We start from the raw sequence: 18,282 nt of genomic DNA, 5'->3' as shown, positions 1-18,282 counted from the left end.
CTGAGTTTCGCCTCTCCAAAGCTCTGATTTTCTGGGTAAACGCGAAAGAAACCTCGCTTAAACCCTTTCCGACTATACGCGTTCCCTTCGAAGCGGCATTCCGCCGTCTATCGGGAGTATTTGCGTGCGGCTAGCCAACGCCTCGGTCACAATGCAGGGCAATGTCGCGCGCGCAGTTGCCTTTATTATGGCGCTGCTTATCGCTGCAATTGCAACGCTGAGCGGGCTGTCGGGCAATGCCGAGGAAACCCTGCGCGACAATCGCGACCGATTGCGTATCAGCGAAGCATCCGGTGAGATCACTGTCCTCGAAATCGATGGACGCTCAATCCAGGCGCTTGAGCAATGGCCTTGGCCGCGCGGGTTCTACGCCGATGCCATTTTAGAGCTGGACCGCTTGGGCGCAGAACAAATCGCCTTTGATGTCGATTTCTCATCACGCTCAGCACCGGAGCAAGACGCCCGTTTTGCAAGCGCCCTTAAACAATTGGGCGGGTCCGTGGTCCTGCCAACCTTCCGTCAAGAAAACCGGGCCAAGCAAAGCGAAGATGGTAAGAACATCACCGAGGCTTTGCCCCTGCCCGAATTTCGCGAGCATGCATTCCTCTCGGCCGTAAACGTGCTTCCAAATGCCGACGGACGGATTGAGTTCTACCCATACGGCGTTTCCACGAATGACGTGCCACGCCCGTCCATCGCAAGTATGGTCGCAGAGGAACATGGCCGGATCGATCAGTATTTCCGCGTCGACCAAGCGATTGATCCCGACACCATAGCGCGCATTTCCTTTGTCGACTTGCTCGAGGGAAAAGTCGCACGCGAACAGGTCTTTGGCAAACGCATCATGGTAGGCGCGACAGCAATTGAGCTCGGCGACCGCTATCCAACCGCTCTGTTCGGGGTTCGTCCGGGTGTCGTCATCCAAGCGCAAGCAGCCGAAACACTGCTGCAAAATCGCATGCGCAGCGACAGCGGCCCATGGTTGCCACTGACCATTGCAGCCATGGTTCTGGCAGTGATGCTGCGCTCACTTTCAAGGGGCCGTTCCCGCGTGGCCTTTGGTGCCGTGTTTATCGGGACTGTGGCCGCTGGCATCGCGCTCGCCTTTGATCAGTTCGCGCTGCCCTACATCCAACTGATCCCAATTATGATTCTGCTTGGCAGCTTCATTGGATTGCACCGATTGATCACATCTGCACTCAGCCTGCGCCATGCGAGGCGCACCGATGCAGCATCCGGTCTTCCCAACCGGCGCGCGCTGGAAATTGAGCTTGCGGACCAAGCAGACCGAGCAATTGCGGTCGCCAGGATCGATGATTTTGAGCAGATTGAAGCAATTGTCTCGGGCTCTGATCTTCCACGTCTTGAGCGCAAGATTGCGAAGCGTCTGGTCGCGCTTGCAGGATCAGAGCAGGTTTATCGAATTGATCGTGCGATGTTCGCTTGGTTCGTTCCGCAAAGCCATAGCGACGCTCTCGAAGAACACTTTGCCTCGGTTCAGTCCTCCTTCGCGGCACCTTTCGATCTTGATGAGAAACGGCTCAAGATCAAAGCCTTTTATGGCAGTTCGCAAGGTTCGATAGCCGATGCGGTGACTGCCGCAGAATACGCTCGCCGGCGCGGCATTGACTGGTCCACCAACGCGCTCGGCCTTCAAGATGAAGCGCAATTCCAGCAGCGAATTCTGGGCGAACTCGACGACGCGATGCAGACCGATGCAATCCATGTTGTCTTCCAACCGAAAATGCGACTTTCCGATAGAGCAATCTACGGCGCTGAATGCCTTGTTCGCTGGGACAGCCCAACTCTGGGGCGAATCTCACCGGCTGACTTCATTCCAATCTTGGAGACCAAGGGCCAGGTCAGCGAGTTGACCAAGTTTGTCCTTGCGAAAGCGCTGGAGCGCAGCCGCGAAGCCAATGAAGCGGGGCAACCGGTGCAATTGGCGGTCAACATTTCGGCGCAATTGCTGTCCGATCCAGCCTTCGTCAACAGCGCAATCGCGATGATGGAAGAGGCGCATAGCAAAGGCGCGTCTGGTATCACATTAGAAGTGACAGAGAGCGCGCCGCTGGCTGATCCAGAGCTCGCCAAAACGACGCTCAGGCGTCTTACCGATGCCGGCGCACGCATCTCCATTGATGATTACGGAACGGGTCAGGCAACGCTCAACTACCTGCAGGGCTTCCCCGCGCAAGAGATCAAACTTGACCAGAGCTTTGTGCGCGATCTCGTTGCCAACCGCGCAGACAGGATCATGGTGCAATCCACGATTGATCTTGCGCATGCGCTCTCGTTCGACATTGTTGCAGAAGGCGTTGAAGACGCGGCAACGATCGAGGCGCTCGCAGAGTTCGGATGTGACTATGTGCAGGGCTGGGAAATCGGCAAGCCGATGGATTGGGCCGACTTTGTTGAGTTTCTGAAATCTGACGAAGCGACTCAAGCGCGAGCTGCCAAACCCGCAGCGGCTTAAACATCTACGCCTTTCCTAGGGCGCTCTTTAGATCGTCAAGGTAAGGCTCAAACGGCTTCCAGGCGCCCTGCCCCTTGCGATTGATTGGCTGGCGTACCTGCTCACTGCTGGCAGTGCGCACGGCGCGATCTGTCTTGTGAAAGTCTAGGCAGGCATCCTCAAACGGCAGCCCCAGATATTCGAGCATCCGCCGCGTTTGCCCTTCGAGATCATCGAGAACATCCTCATGCTGCACGCGCAGAACCCTGTCAGGCAGCACCGTGTCCCAATGGTCCATCAGCTCGACGTAGTCGGAATAGTAGCGCCCAACCTCGGTCAGACCATAGGTGAACTCCTGACCTTCAGCGAACGGCTGTTTAAAGCCGGAGAAACAACAATCCATCGGATCGCGCCGCGCATCGATGATCTTGGCATTCGGAAGGATCAGATGGATCAGGCCAATATGCCGGAAATTATTGGGCATCTTGTCGATGAAAAACGGCGCGCCTTGGCGGTGAACGCGGGTGTTAGTGATAAATTCCTCGCCAAACTTCGCCAATTGGTCGCCGCTCAAATCATGCAGCACAGCCGGATAGAGCGACTGCCCAGCCTTGCGTCCGCGCAGCCGGTGCGCGAGCGCGAGGATATCCGGCAGCTCCAGCGTCCCATCAACCTGGCTGTGGCTAGCCAAAATTTGCTCGAGTAGAGTTGATCCGGCGCGCGGCAGACCGAGGATAAAAATCGGGTCCGGCGCATCGTGACCGGCGCTCTCATGTTTCTCGAACAGCTCTACCGTGCACAGCTCGCGCTGCTTTGCCAGCTCGGCGGTCATCGCATCGGCGCTGTAGCGGGTTTGCGCGCGTTTCAGGTCATTGCCCTGCGCATAAGCGGCAAAGCTCTCTTGGTATTCACCGCGATCCTCATGCGCTTTGCCCAGAGCAAACGACAAATGCACCCGGTCCATAAAAGCGAGATCCGGGCGCGCGACCTGATCGCTCATCGCGTTGAGCTCTTCATCGCTGAAACGGTAAGTCTTCAGGTTGGCGAGCGCGTAATAGGCATCGCCATGGTCACCCTTCGCGGCAATAGCTGCGCGGTATCTTGAAATCGCGTCTTCACTGCGCCCTTTCGTCTTGAGCGCATGGCCCATGCTGGTCAACGTAGCCGGGTCTTGCGGCAGCTTTGCAAGCACCGCTTCGAACAGCTCAAAGGCGCGATCAAAATCGCCTGTCTGCATGCTCTCAATGGCAAGCCGCGATTGGAACAGCGGATTGTTGGAGTCGTTGGCGTGGAGCGCTTCTGCTTCTTCACGCGCCCGCTCAAACTTTTGCCGGCGGCGCAGCACGTCAACATAGTCGAGCCGGAGCTGGATATTGTCCGGCTCAAAATTCACCGCGCTTTCGAGCAAGAACTCCGCATCATCCAGAATGCCAAGTTCCAGCCCGATCTTGGCAAGCAGGCGCATCCCCTCAACATTGCGCGGATTGGAACGCAGGAAATATCGGCAGATCTCTTCTGCGCGCAGCACGCGTCCTTCAGCCAAATGATTGGTAACCGCAATCAGCTCCCGCGGCAGAGCGGCGAGCCGTTGTTGCTGAGCGCTCGCAGCGGCAGCTTCGGCGGCGCGCCCTGACCCGTTGGCGATGCGCGCTTGTTCGCGCCAACTTGCCTCCAGCGCCGGGTTAAACCGGGTGGCGCGGGCAAAGGCAGCAAGCGCATTATCATTCTGCCCCTTAGCTAGCGCCAGATGCCCCTCTTCCTGCCAGGCCCGGCCATATTCTGGCATGGCGGCATGTAGCTGTCTTAAATGGGCTGCGGCCTCATCCCAGCGCCCAAGATATCGGCATGCAACCGCGGCCAGGTACAGCGCGTCGCCATCATCGTGCTTTTCAGCCAGCACGGAGTTTGCGTGCGCGAACCCCTCTTCAAATCGGCCCTGCTGCAGCGCCTCTTGCGCGGTTTTCAGCAGCTCTTCGCGTGTCGCCATTTCACCGCCTTACAAATCCTGTTCGCATAAGCCCAGAGCCCAAAAGCAAAGCGGCGGAAATGAATCCCCTCAGATCCATTCCCGCCGCACTGTCTTGCTGATTATGTCAGATCAATAGTCGTAGGAAATCCGCATTCCGACCGTCAGTGGACGATTGGTGGTGATGCGAGCCCGGTCATTGATGAAGTTGCCCGAAATCTCGGCGCGCTCATCAAACAGGTTCTCACCATATATCTCGAATTTCCAATTGTCGGAAGTCACGCCCGCCGCCAGATCGACCAAGGTGTAGCTGTCGAGCTCAAGCTTGTTGATCTCGATAATGTCGGTCAGCTTGGATGCCGAATGGCTCACTTGAGGCTGAATGTAAGCGCCCAAAGTGTCGCTGAGATCCCATTCGTAGCGGACCCGCAGATTGCCTTGGAATGATGGTGCGAACGCCAAGTTCGTCCCGGCAAGCACGTCATTGGTAGGTGTGAGAACCTCGGTGATTTCAGTGTCGAGCACCGAGAAAGCACCAGCAATTGTCAGACCGGGCGTTGCGTATGGAGCGATTGTGAAGTCCGCCTCCAAGCCATAGATCTCTGCATTGGCGGCATTGTCCGAGAAGAACAGATTGGTGATGCTCGGATCAAAGATCGTCGTCTGCAGATTGCTGATATCGACATAGAATGCACTACCGTTGAAGCGCAGTTGGCCGTCGATCAGGTCGAGCTTCCAACCCAGTTCGTAGTTCTTAACTTCATCGGTTTCGAGCTCGAACGGGACCGTAAATCCGTTGGCGCCTTGCGCACCGCCTGGACGGTTGAGCAAGCCAGGGCGGAAGCCCTCTGAATATGTCGCATAGAACAGCATGTCTTCGTTCGGCGTCACGGTTAGTGTGCCTTTGAAGATGGTACCGCTGGTCTTGGCGACGTCTGGCGCTTGAAGCGCGTTGAACACTTGCGTTGCTTGCGCGGTGCTAAGGCCTGCGGCTTCGATGTCGGCAATGCTATCGCCCAAGGTGAAGGTTTGACGCAGTGCCGCGTCGCAAGAACCGATGAAGGTGAATTGTCCGTCGCCGTCATACAGATCGTTGATATTGGTGCCGAATGCGTTCGCGTCTTCGGCTGCGCCTGAGTTACAGAACGAGCCGTTGGCGCTGCCTTCGAAATCAACTTCGACGTCATAATAACGCGCGCCGAATGTTGCGGTCAGCAGGTCTGGGACGAGATCAAAGCTGGCCTCCCCAAAGATACCAAACTGCTCGTCGGTCCGACGAATATCGTTGCGGAAGATCGTGCTCGCTGGGAACGGACCTTCTTCAGAGATAAAGCCGGCTTGCGGGAAGTTCGGTGCAAACGGACCAAATGGCTGAGCCAGAACATTGCCCGGATAGGCAAAGTCGTTGCGCTCTTGCAGTTCAAGATCGGAGTAGAACCCACCCGCCGTCACACGCCAGCGGTTTTCCGCTGGAGTGCTAAAGCGCAGTTCTTGAGTGAACACGGTGGTGTTACTGTCTGAGGTGACAAACAGGTTTGGCGCTTGGCACGTTCCGCTTGGTGCGGCTGCACCAGGGTAGCTGACCGAACCATCACAGATGTAATACGGCAGGTACTGACCAACGAACAAATAGTCGGAATAATCGACCCGCTGTTCCGTCTCACGATCAGTGTAAGCACCAGTGTAAACGATATCGAGCATCGCCAAGCGGCCTTCGACCGTCCAGCTGGTGTTCGAGAAATTGTCTTCTAGGCGATCATCTTCGAAACGCTGAATTTCGAGATTGTCGAGACCCAGTTCTGGGTCAGCAAAGAACACACCATCGGATTCGACGCTCTGGCGGGTGTGCGACAATGTGACTTTCCAGTCAGGCGTCACTTCCCACAATGCGCTCGCGCGGAAGCCAGAATACTGCGTATCGTTGAAATTGTCTTCGACCAGACCAGCATTGTCAGCATCAATGAAGGTGACAGCCGACAGATCAGCACCTGCTTGGAAGCCACCGCGGTTCGCGTTCACCGGAACACCGTTTGAGCGGACTGTTCCCGATGGACGAAAACGCGCGCTTTCGCTGACATTGCGAGTGCCCGCGACGTTGTCGATATAGCCGCCTTGATCATCAAGGAAGACCACGCCTCGCAGAGCAAAGGTGTCGGTCACTGGCACGTTGACCATTGCTTCGGCCTTGTAGCTCGCTTCACCGCCTTTGGTGAAAGACACGCCGCCAGAGAACCCTGCGTCAAAGCCGCTGAGGTCAGGCTTGTTGGTGATCAAACGGACAACGCCAGCCTGTGAGCTCGCACCGAACAGAGTGCCCTGCGGGCCGGAGAGCACTTCGATGCGCTCAAGGTCAGCGGCGTAAACGTCGAGGTTGCGGCCAGGCTGTGCAAGCGGCTGCTCGTCGAGATAGAGCGCCACGTTTGGCGCGAGGCCTGCGACACCAGCGACCGAGAGGTTCGGCGTGGTTGATGCAAGACCGCGAATGTAGATCGTGCTTTGGCCTGGGCCACTGCCACCGGCGGTGACCGTCGGCAGCTGATCGAGATAGTCTTCAAACGTATCGATGTTCAGCTCATCGAGCTGCTCTTCACCGATGGCGGAGACCGATACCGGCACATCCTGCAGATCTTCACTGCGCTTTTGCGCGGTCACAACAATCGTTGGAACCCCGCCGCGCGCTTCTTCCGCTTCGCCTGCCGGCGCATCTTGTGCGACCGCCGGTGATGCGACAGCAATTGCCAGCGCGCTCACTGAGGCGCGCCTTGCGAACTTAACCATTATGCTTGTCCCCTATAGACATCAGGTGACCCGCGATGCCCGGATGGGCCGCTGAGTCAGTAAAATAGCGCAGTCAGAAAGACTTCGCGCTCTTGCAGGGGCTGGTAACAAGCGATCTAAGGCCCGGCCACAGCTATCGGTTAAATTTTCAGGACTTAGAAACACCATGTTGCAAAATAACAACATGGGCAAATATAGAATGAATTTTCTGAAATAAGAAATACATACTTATAGTTATAAGTTTTTTATTCTCAATTTCTAAGATCTATACTGCATTTCTATACTCGATTTTTTCAAGTTATGGCAAATATCGATCGATTTACTCTTGGCGTCGATCGATCTATAAGGCACGTTATTCTTTTGCCATTACTTTCTCATTCCATTCCTCGCACGCTTCTGCAGTAGTGGGCACGCCGTGATGTTTGCGCACAACGTCAAAAACGATCGCTTTCACGATCGAGATCATCATCAGCAGAACCACAAATGAGAACGGTAAGGCGCCGATGATCATGGTGATGCGGATCGCCTCGATCCCGCCGAGGATCAGCATAGATCCAACGACAAACGCCAGCGCAATGCCCCAGAAGAAGATGTGGTAACGACGCGAGCCCTCATCTTCGCCCGCACCATTGATCGTATTGACGATCAGGATCGCACTGTCAGCCGATGTGATGAGATACGTCATCAGCAACACCACGACCAAGCCTGACACGATCAGCGCGGTTCCATCACCCAGCATCGCAGCCAAAGTCGCGTAGAGTTGATCCGCCATCGGGGCCGCAAGAATGGCTCCATCCGCAGCGCCGCTAAGCTCCAGATCGATCGCTGTGCCGCCCACTAGCGCCATCCACACAAAGCACATGAGCGAAGGCACCATCGCCACGCCGAACACATATTCCCGAACAGTGCGTCCGCGCGAAATGCGGGCGATAAACATACCTACAAACGGGGCAAAGGCGATCCACCACGCCCAATAGGAAACGGACCAACCGAGCTGCCAAGAGACCAAAGCGTCGCCCACTTCGGTGCCGTCGGAAATGAAACGCGCGAGCGATTGCTGCGGCAAAGTGATTACATAATCCCAGGTGGCAACGCCCAGCAGTTTCAATCCATAAAGCCCCGAGCCAACGGTTGCGAAAAGCGCCAAGAGCGCGAAAGACAGCCCCATGTTGAGGTTGGAAAGCCATTTGATCCCGCGCCCTACGCCGGACAATGCGCTGACCGTCGAAGCACCGACCAGTACCAACAGCGCGGTTATGATCCCGGCATTGGAGGCGCCGAGAACACCATCATCTCCTGTCGTCATCAGCCAGTCACCCAAGCCAATTCGGTAGAGGCCAGCGACAAATTGTTCGACACCGAAGCCAAGTGTGTAGGCCACCCCAAGGATCGTCGCGACCACCGCGACGACATCGACAATATGCCCCGCCGGGCCTGACATGACCTTGCCAAACAAAGGAGCAAGGCTGGAGCGAATGGTCAGCGGCAGGTCACGCCGGTGCGCGACATAAGCTATGCCCAACCCGACCAAAGCGTAGGTGCACCACGCGCCAAAGCCCCAATGGAGAAAAGTGTAGAGATAGGCCGGTCGCACCGCTTCGGCTGACAGCGGCTCAATCCCACCGCGTATGATGTCTGGGTTGTTGGCAAAGTGTGCCAGCGGCTCCCCAGTAGAGAAGGTCAGCATCCCAATACCAATGCCAGCCCCAAACAGCATGGCGAACCAGGAGAATCGCGAGAATTCCGGTTTCTCATCTGGCGCTCCCAGTCGCAGACTGCCGGATTGCGGGATCAGCGCCAAAACCGTGCACACCACCACCAAGGTAGCGACCAGATAGATGTACCAGCCGCCAAACAGCGCAATGATCGAGGTGTTGGCCGCCCCTAAGGTCGCCAGTGCCTTTGCAGGAAAAAAGATTGCCCACATAATGATCAAGGAGACGATAACCTTAGACGGGATCGTCACCGCCCGGCTGAAGCCATCGTAAAAACCGCGATCGTGTGTCTTAATTGGCAGATCAACAAGTGGTGGCGCAATCGGCGCGCTAGCTGGCGCGCTGGTGCCGCTGACGGTGTCGTTATGGATAATTGTCTCCCCAGCGCGGGCCCGACTAAACTGGAAAAAAATGGACCCCTGCGCGTGATCCAATCATAGGTTAGACACCGCGCATTGCAAACCCATCGCGCTCAGCCGCGCGAAATCGACCTAGACTGGTGGGCTGGTTCATAACCTCAATCTGCCGTCAAAGTCAGCTCTGCTTGCTTCACATCGCGGCTGTTGCCGCCCGCCATCAGGATAAATTTGCCCGGCTCAACCACACGCTCCATCCTGTCATTCCAAAGGCTGAAATCGGCCGGCTTGAGATCGAAGCGAAGGGCGCGTTCCTCGCCGGGTTGCAGAGTGACACGCTCAAATCTAACCAACTGCTTCACCGGAGTGGTGACCGAGGCATGGACGTCGCGCAAATACAATTGCACGACTTCGTCGCCTGCAAACTGCCCCGTATTCCTCACCGAGACCTCGACCCCGACTGTATCCGAAGTTGAATGCGCCTCGCCGATCACTCGCGGGGCCGAAATTTCGAAGTTCGTATAGCTTAGACCAAAGCCAAAGGGGTACAAAGGCTCCTTACTATCAAACAAATAGCCGCGCCGAGCCTGAGGTTTGTGATTGTAAAATACTGGGAGTTGCCCAACATTTTGAGCGACTGTGACAGGCATCTTGCCGCCAGGATTGGACTTGCCAAAGAGGACGTCGGCGACCGCATTCCCGGTTTCTTGACCTAGGTACCAGCCCTCAATGATCGCAGGGGCCGTTTGGTTTAGCTCGACAATCGATAGCGGCCGGCCATTGAGCAGCACGGTCACCACCGGCTTGCCCGTGGCCAGCATCGCGCGGGCAAGATCCATTTGCTGACCGACCAATGTGATATCGGTCCGGTCTCCGAGGTGCGTCGTCGCCCACGCTTCCCTGCTGGTCTGCTCATTGCCACCGATGACCATGACGATCACGTCAGCATCTTCAGCTACTGTGACAGCCTCTGCGATCAAACGGCGGTTCTCCTCTTCGGGAACAAGATCGACGGGATCAGCCGCCCAGACCCGGCTTTCCGTAATGCGAACGCCTTCGGAGTATTCAACCTTGAACTCTCCGTCGGCAGCGTTTTCTAGCCCCTTGAGCACGCTCACAACTTTGCGAGGGATATCGCTGTAGCCGCCCAAAGGCGTGTCTTTAGCATTTGTCCCGACGACGAGTAACTTGTCGATTGCCTCCGCACTCAATGGCAAGAGGCCGTCGTTTTTGAGCAAGACCATCGACTTGCGCGCAGATTCGCGAGCGAGCGCAATGGCCTCGTCATTGGCTTCAATCCGCTCTGCATAATCCGCATCCGCATATGGGTTTTCGAACATGCCAGCGGTAAATTTCAGCCGCAGGATACGGCGGACTGCTTCGTCGATCAGAGCAATATCCACGCGCCCCTGCTCCACAAGGTCCGGGAGGGTGAGGAATGTATCCGCATCGGCCATTTCATTGTCTACGCCTGCGCTAATCGCGCGTTCTGCAGCCTGCTCTGCGTCTTCGAGCATTTGATGACGGGTGACCATTTCTCTAATCGCGAAATAGTCGCTCACCACGGCCCCTTTGAAACCCCATTCTTCTTTGAGGACTGAGTTGAGCAGCCAGCCATTGGCATGGCTCGGCAGGGCACCAATCTCATTATATGACGGCATCACCGACAACACGTTGGCCTCCTTTACCGCCCGCTCAAACGGGGGAAAGAAATAGGTTCGCAAAGTGTGTTCGCTCAGTTCAGCGGGCGCGACATTGGTGCCGCTTTCCGGCTGACCGTGGCCCGTCATATGCTTTAGCGTCACAAGCACTTTATCATCGGCAAGTGGCAATTCCCTGCCCTGAAATCCGCGGATTGCCGCCAATCCAATTTCCGAGACGAGGTATGGATCTTCACCGTAGGTTTCCTCGATCCGGCCCCAGCGCGCATCGCGTGCTATGTCGACCACAGGGGAAAGCGCCAGCTGCGCCCCGCGCGAGCGCATTTCACGTGACGCTACGCTGTAGACTTGCTCAACCGGCTGCGGATCCCAAGTGCTGGCCAAACCGATCGCTTGCGGGAAGCTGGTGGCGCCACGCGCGACGTAACCGTGCAGCCCCTCCTCATGCATCAAGATTGGAATGCCGAGACGTGTTTCCTCGACGGCCCAGCGCTGCGCCGCGTTCACATAGTCGACGGTTTCCCGCGCAGTGCGATTGCGCCCTTCAGCCGAAGCCCCCGCATCGCCGGAATTCGATTGGTCAACGCCGCGAAAATCCGATGGGCGGGCAATCATGCCAATGCCATTGGGAAAACTCGCGTGGGCCTTTGCAGAATCGAAATCGCCTTCGGCGGTCTGCACTTTCTCTTTTTGCTCCCAGATCGTGAGCATTTGCGCGACCTTCTCCTCCAGCGTCATCCGCGCCAGCAGATCTTCAATGCGGCCTTCGATTGGCGCGCCCGCGTTCTTGTAAGTTGCCAACTCAACACTCGCGCTTTGTTGGCTCACAGCGACGGTTGGATAGGCAGCAATGCCCCCAAACAATCCGACAACCGCCGCGCAGCCCGCAACTCCCCCTACAAATTTGCGCATATTATCATCCTCACCTTCTCAAATGATAGCGCTATCATACGCTATGAGCACAGCATTGCAATGCCACTCACTGACCGCTAGTCACTATGAGCGAGGGACACTATGGCACGAACACGGCGGCGTAATCGGCAGACAGTAACAATCGATGATGTCGCGCGCCAAGCAGGCGTGTCGGCAATGACAGTTTCGCGGGTAATGAACGCGGAAAGCGGCGTGCGTGACGCGACCAGACAGACCGTCCTTAAGGCCGTAAACGCGCTCAATTATCAGCCCAATCGCTCGGCCCGGCGCTTGGCCAAGGGCGCCGATGTTCACATTGGTCTGATCTATGCGAACCCGTCAGACAGCTATCTTGGGCGGTTCCTAAGGGGCGCGTTGGAAGCGGCGCAAGCGAGCGACAATCACTTGATCGTCGACATCTGCGATGAGAACACGCCAGCCGCCCATGTGGCATCAGCCATGCGCCTGGCAAAGGCCGGTATTGCCGGCGTGATACTACCGCCACCTACGTCTTCAGCGCCGGAGATCCTGTCCCTTTTTGAAGAGTTAGGAATACCAGTCGCGACTGTCGCCAATGGCACCGCAGACAAAAGCTCTAATGATATCAATATTAAGGATGAAGCAGCGTCCATCGCGATGACGCAATATCTGATCGATTTGGGTCACCGAAGAATCGGATTTATCAAAGGGCCGCCTGACCAAATGTCTAGCACTATGCGCGAGCGAGGATATCGCAAGGCTATGGCTGAGGCCCAAATCGAGATTGCTCCAAATTGGGTGGTAGAAGGACAGTACACTTACCGCTCCGGAGTGACTGCAGCCGAGCTTCTGCTAGCCTCCACGCCCCGTCCCAGCGCCATTTTCGCAAGCAATGACGACATGGCTGCAGCGACAATTGGCGTCGCACATCGACATGGCCTGTCAGTTCCTGACGAATTGACCGTTGTTGGCTTTGATAACAGCGCATCTGCGATTTCCGTCTGGCCAGAACTGACCACTATCGATCAACCCGTCAGTGCGATGGCAAAGTCCGCCTTTAACTTGGTGTTGAGTAAGGTTGGCCTGGGCGAGCAAGCCGACGAAGAATATGCATTTGAGCAGTCGCACGAATGCCGCCTGATTGAGCGCGGATCATCCGCGCCTGCCAATCCATAAGTTTGGATTGGACATTCTTTAAGTTACCGCTAACATAAATCTCAAGAATGTCTTTGGGAGAGGGTTCTGGTGACTAATGAGGCAACAACGGATAACGCACGCTTCATCTTTCTGATCGTATCAGTAGCGACGCTCGGTGGGTTTTTGTTCGGGTTCGATAGCGGCGTGATCAACGGCACGGTCGACGGCCTGCAAACGGCTTTCAATTCGACCAGCGTCGGCACCGGCTTTAATGTCGCCTCTATGCTGCTGGGCTGCGCTGTCGGCGCGTTCGTCGCTGGACGGCTGTCTGACAAAATTGGCCGGCGCGCTGTCCTCTTGATCGCGGCAGTCTTCTTCATTGTATCCGCATGGGGCTCCGGCATCGCAGGCGATGCCACCATCTTCGTCATCGCGCGAGTTATTGGCGGTCTAGCCGTTGGAGCAGCCAGCGTGATTGCACCAGCTTATATCTCCGAGGTCGCCCCAGCCGAAAAGCGCGGCAGGCTGTCCTCCATCCAGCAAGTGATGATCATTATTGGCCTGACCGCCGCATTTCTCTCAAATTACTTCCTGGCTGAGTTTGCAGGCGGCAGCCAAGAGCAGGTTTGGGGCGGATTTGAGGCATGGCGTTGGATGTTTTGGGCGGAATTGCTACCCGCCACTCTGTTTCTGGTGCTGCTGTTTTTCATTCCTGAAAGCCCGCGGTTTCTGGTCGCAAAGGGACGCGAAGAAGAGGCTCAGTCGATCCTCCGCTTGTTGCTTGGGGGCGTCGATGTCCCGGCTAAAATGAAGGAAATTCGAGACAGCCTGGCTGGAGACCACCAACCGAGATTGTCTGACCTTGTCTCCAGCCAAACCGGCAAAATCAGAACAATCGTTTGGGTTGGGGTTGGGCTTGCAACATTCCAACAGCTCGTGGGCATCAACATTGTATTCTACTACGGTGCGGTCCTCTGGCAGGCGGTCGGTTTTACGGAGAATGATGCGCTCAAAATCAATGTGTTGTCAGGCGCGCTATCGATTGGTGCGGTGTTCCTGGCGATCGCATTGATCGACAAGATTGGTCGCAAGCCATTGCTGCTCATTGGGTCGGTCGGAATGGCGATTGGCCTCACTGTCATGGCGCTGGCCTTCGCATCTGGCTCCTTGGTCAATGGAGAGTTGGTCCTGTCCGATGGAGCAGGCCTTGCCGCTCTAATTGCCGCCAACGCCTATGTCGTCGCGTTCAACTTCGACTGGGGGCCGGTGATGTGGGTAATGCTGGGAGAGATGTTCCCCAACCAGATCCGCGGCTCTGGCCTGGCGGTTTCCGGCTTTGCTCAATGGATCGCAAACTTCCTGATAATCATGAGCTTCCCATGGCTTCTTAGCAATGTTGGGCTTCCAATCACCTACGGATTCTATGCGCTTGCAGCGCTTGTTTCCGTGATCTTTGTTGCAAAGATGGTCGCCGAGACAGCCGGCAAAGAGCTTGAGGCAATGCAGGGCTAAAATGGCAAGGGCATTGGTCCTTCCTGCCGACATCGGCAACCTTGCTAGGAGGGAAACGACACGGTCAAAAGGCAGGTCGCCATGCAATTGTTAGAGCTGACTTGCGGAGCGACCCAGCTCAGCCTTTCGCCTTGGCTCGGCGGAGGGATTGCCGCGTTCACTTGGCAGGGGCATGATGTCTTCAGGCCTCATACCGGCGGCACCGATCCGCTCGCGCTCGCAAGCTTTCCATTGATCCCCTTCTGCAACAGGATCGCGCACGGCCAAATCCCGATTGGCTCGGGAACCAGTTCAATCCCGCTACTGCACAAAAGCGCCGAACCGGTCCATGCCCTCCACGGTCTTGGCTGGGTCAGCCCTTGGGCGGTCACGCAAAGCTCCTCTAGCAGCGCGATATTGACGCTGCACCATGACGGCGCAGTTTGGCCATGGAGCTTTGAGGCACGGCAAGAAATCACGGCTCAACCCGATGGTTACTCTCACAAAATGGCCCTCACCAACTTGGCCGAAACACCAATGCCCGCTGGACTTGGCCTGCACCCATACTTCCCGAGAGAAGGCGCTCGGCTCAATGCAAATGTTGATGGCGTATGGGAGAATGGGCCGGACCGGTTGCCCACGTCGCACCGCGCATTCTCGCGCCAGCCCAAGTGGTTCACAGGCCCACCAGTGGACAATTGCTACACTGGACGGAGTGCGCCGATTGAGATCTCTTGGCCTACCCACAGGCTGACAATGCGCCCGTCAGCAAATTTGCCCTTCACCCATGTCTATTGCCCGGACGGGAAAGACTTCTTTTGCGTCGAACCCGTCAGCCACATTCCCGATGCGGTAAACAGCAGCCTCAGCCATGATGAGACAGGCCTTAAGATGCTTCAACCTGGCGAACGCATGGAAATTGAGTGCCACTTTTTCTTAGAGGAGACAATCTGATGTGGCTCGGCATTGATTTGGGCACCTCGGGCGTGAAGACCGTGATCGTTGATGATAGCGCCGCAGTTTTGGCGCAAAATACCGTGCCTCTAACGGTCCAGCGCCCGCAAGCTCTGTGGTCCGAACAAAACCCTGATGATTGGTGGGAAGCGGCAAAGACCGCAATTGGCGGCCTGCCTGGCGCTTTACGCAGCCAAGTTCGCGGAATTGGCCTGTCTGGACAAATGCACGGCGCAGTTCTGCTCAGCAAATCTGACAAGGTGCTGCGCCCAGCCATTTTGTGGAATGACGGACGCAGCGCGGCTGAATGCGGCGATCTTGATGCTCTTGCACAGCTAAACACGGGCAACCTCGCCATGCCTGGTTTTACCGCCCCTAAGCTCGCATGGCTGCGCGCGAACGAGCCAGCGATCTTTGAACAAACCGAGACAGTCCTATTACCAAAGGACTACCTTCGCCTCTTGCTGACTGGCGAGAAGGTCACCGAAATGTCTGATGCATCAGGCACTTTGTGGCTGGATGTCGCGAAACGCCGCTGGTCGCCCACCATGCTTAAAGCAACCGGCCTTAGCGAGAGCCACATGCCAGTCCTTATCGAGGGCGATACAATTTCAGGTATGCTGCACCCAAAAATCGCCGACGAACTCGGCCTACCCTGCGTGCCAGTGGCTGGCGGCGGCGGCGACCAAGCAGCAGGCGCTGTTGGAGCTGGCGTAACCGAACCGGGCGATGCTTTCCTTAGCCTCGGCACATCGGGAGTAATTTTCGCCGCCAGCGCGAACTTTGAACCCAATCCGGCGAGCGGCCTTCACGCTTTATGCCATGCGCTGCCGGGCCGCTGGCACACGATGACTGTGATGTTATCGGCCGCGGCATGTCTCGATTGGGCGGCGCGGCTCACCCAATTTCGCGATGTTGAAAATGCGCTTACAGCGGCAGAGGCAAGCACGGTCCCTCAAGACCAACTTCCCCTGTTCCTCCCCTATCTTTCTGGAGAACGAACGCCACACAATGATCCTGCGGCCAAAGGCGTCTTCTTCAACCTCACCCACGAAACTGGACCGGCAGAGCTGATCAGATCAGTGCTAGAAGGCGTCGCTTTCGGCCTGAGTGATGGGCTCAAAGCCATGCCCTCGCCCCCAGCGGAAATGTCTGTGATCGGCGGCGGCGCGCGGTCATCCTTTTGGGCACAGCTCTTGGCCGATATCTTGCAAACTCCGCTCACCTACCGCGATGGTTCGAGTGTTGGCCCCGCAAGCGGAGCAGCCCGCCTTGCTCGCCTCGCAATCACCAAAGAACCGGTCGCTGAGGTCTGCACCCAGCCACCGGTGCAAGCGCAATATTCGCCGCAACCTCATTCGGGAAAGAGGCAGCGTCTATTTCGCTCGCTCTACCCTACTCTCAAATCCAGTTTTGGAGACATCTGATGGGCTATTTCACCGACCTTCCAACCGTGCCCTTTGAAGGGGCCAACACAAGCAACCCGCTGGCCTATCGCTATTACGATGCGGACGCATTGGTGCTGGGCAAGTCCATGCGCGAGCATCTGCGCTGGGCGGTCTGCTATTGGCACAGCTTCGCATGGCCGGGACATGACATCTTTGGTGCTGGAACGTTTGATCGGCCTTGGAAACCGGGCGAGCCTGTCACCGCAGAACTGGCCCAGATCAAACTTGATGCCGCGTTCGACATGTTCGCGAAATTAGGCGCGCCCTTCTATTGTTTCCACGATGTCGATGCGATGGCGGATCACGATAGCCTGGCCAGCTACACTCGCGAGTTAGATTCCATTGCCGATAAAATGTCGGGTAAAATCGACGAGACCGGGACGCAGCTTCTGTGGGGAACCGCGAACCTCTTCAGCCACCCGCGCTATAGCGCTGGCGGTGCGACCAATCCAGATCCAGACGTGTTTGGCTGGGCCGCGCATCAAGTCCGCTCGATGCTTGAGGTCACCAACCGGCTAGGCGGCGCGAACTACGTCCTGTGGGGCGGGCGCGAGGGCTATGATACGATCCTCAACACCAATATTGGGCAAGAACTCGATCAGCTCGGCCGCTTCATGAACATGGTGGTGGAGCACAAACACAAGATCGGTTTCAAAGGCACGATCCTGATCGAACCAAAGCCGCACGAACCAACAAAGCACCAATATGACCGCGACACCGCAACGGTCTATGGTTTCCTCAAACACTACGGGCTGGAAGACGAGGTGAAGGTCAATATCGAAGGCAATCACGCCACGCTCGCTGGCAATACCTTTGAGCATGAGATTGCGACCGCAAACGCTTACGGCATTATGGGGTCAGTCGATATCAACCGCGGCGATCCGCAAAATGGCTGGGACACAGACCAATTCCCGTGCAATGTGCCCGAGATGACATTGGCGATGTATCACCTGCTAAAGGGCGGCGGCTTTAGAACAGGCGGTTTCAATTTTGACGCTAAGGTCAGGAGACAGTCGGTCGATGCGGTAGATCTGTTCTACGCGCATATTGGCGGAGTCGATGTGCTCGCTCAATCGCTGCTCGCAGCCGCAAAGATAATCGAAGATGGCGAGCTCGATAGCTTCGTTGCAAACCGCTATTCAGGTTGGCAGACTGGCATTGGCAGCCGGATCATGAGCGGCGAAATGAGCTTGGCCGAGGTGGCAGATCACGCAGTTAAGGCTGAGCTCAGTCCCACCCCAATTTCCGGGCGTCAGGAATATCTCGAAACGCTAGTCAACCGAGCGGTTTGAGGAAAGCAAGTGGTGCCCTCAAAAGGGTACTGTCACACTAGCGCGAACTAGTCTCCGATTGGCGGAGTTTTGGCAAGGTTAGGTATGGATCAGGCAGCGAGGTTTTGCCAATCAGCCAAAGCGACTGAGCGGCGGGTC

Annotated in this window: 10 protein-coding genes; 6 read left to right on the top strand and 4 right to left on the bottom strand. The window is 56.6% G+C overall.

Features of this window, described 5'->3' with window-relative positions:
• The first annotated feature begins 124 nt into the window (after positions 1-124).
• Positions 125-2,476, top strand: coding sequence for an EAL domain-containing protein (locus AC0V6M_RS09885; protein ID WP_486138644.1), 2,352 nt, complete (start codon positions 125-127; stop codon positions 2,474-2,476).
• Between the two features lie 4 nt (positions 2,477-2,480).
• On the opposite strand, the gene AC0V6M_RS09880 is transcribed toward AC0V6M_RS09885, so the two are convergent.
• From AC0V6M_RS09880 to AC0V6M_RS09865, 4 genes are all read right to left on the bottom strand, one after another.
• The gene (locus tag AC0V6M_RS09880; RefSeq protein WP_486138643.1) at positions 2,481-4,442 is read right to left on the bottom strand and encodes a tetratricopeptide repeat-containing sulfotransferase family protein; all 1,962 of its coding nucleotides are present in this window, start codon (positions 4,440-4,442) and stop codon (positions 2,481-2,483) included.
• 111 nt (positions 4,443-4,553) lie between these two features.
• Positions 4,554-7,199: a TonB-dependent receptor gene (locus AC0V6M_RS09875; RefSeq protein WP_486138642.1), complete on the bottom strand. Its 2,646-nt coding sequence runs from the start codon at positions 7,197-7,199 to the stop codon at positions 4,554-4,556.
• 352 nt (positions 7,200-7,551) lie between these two features.
• The gene (locus AC0V6M_RS09870; RefSeq protein WP_486138641.1) at positions 7,552-9,165 is read right to left on the bottom strand and encodes a BCCT family transporter; all 1,614 of its coding nucleotides are present in this window, start codon (positions 9,163-9,165) and stop codon (positions 7,552-7,554) included.
• Positions 9,166-9,431: 266 nt separating this feature from the next.
• Complete coding sequence (locus AC0V6M_RS09865) at positions 9,432-11,843, bottom strand: glycoside hydrolase family 3 N-terminal domain-containing protein (protein WP_486138640.1); 2,412 nt, start codon at positions 11,841-11,843, stop codon at positions 9,432-9,434.
• A 102-nt stretch (positions 11,844-11,945) separates the two neighbouring features.
• Between AC0V6M_RS09865 and AC0V6M_RS09860 the strand changes: the two genes are divergently transcribed.
• From AC0V6M_RS09860 to xylA, 5 genes are all read left to right on the top strand, one after another.
• Complete coding sequence (locus tag AC0V6M_RS09860) at positions 11,946-12,998, top strand: LacI family DNA-binding transcriptional regulator (RefSeq protein ID WP_486138639.1); 1,053 nt, start codon at positions 11,946-11,948, stop codon at positions 12,996-12,998.
• A 66-nt stretch (positions 12,999-13,064) separates the two neighbouring features.
• Positions 13,065-14,471 carry a sugar porter family MFS transporter gene (locus AC0V6M_RS09855; RefSeq protein WP_486139605.1) on the top strand — a complete coding sequence of 469 codons (1,407 nt, stop codon included), beginning with the start codon at positions 13,065-13,067 and terminating at the stop codon, positions 14,469-14,471.
• Between the two features lie 81 nt (positions 14,472-14,552).
• Positions 14,553-15,404, top strand: coding sequence for an aldose 1-epimerase (locus tag AC0V6M_RS09850; protein WP_486138638.1), 852 nt, complete (start codon positions 14,553-14,555; stop codon positions 15,402-15,404).
• Positions 15,374-16,831, top strand: a complete 1,458-nt coding sequence (xylB, locus tag AC0V6M_RS09845; protein WP_486138637.1) for a xylulokinase — start codon at positions 15,374-15,376, stop codon at positions 16,829-16,831. Before AC0V6M_RS09850 ends, xylB begins: the two co-directional genes overlap by 31 nt.
• Positions 16,831-18,144 carry a xylose isomerase gene (xylA, locus tag AC0V6M_RS09840; protein ID WP_486138636.1) on the top strand — a complete coding sequence of 438 codons (1,314 nt, stop codon included), beginning with the start codon at positions 16,831-16,833 and terminating at the stop codon, positions 18,142-18,144. Before xylB ends, xylA begins: the two co-directional genes overlap by 1 nt.
• Positions 18,145-18,282 lie beyond the last annotated feature (138 nt).

This window comes from Erythrobacter sp. JB3-1, assembly GCF_057364995.1.
Note: the sequence above shows the minus strand (reverse complement) of the source record. Positions and strands in the feature narration are given on the sequence as shown.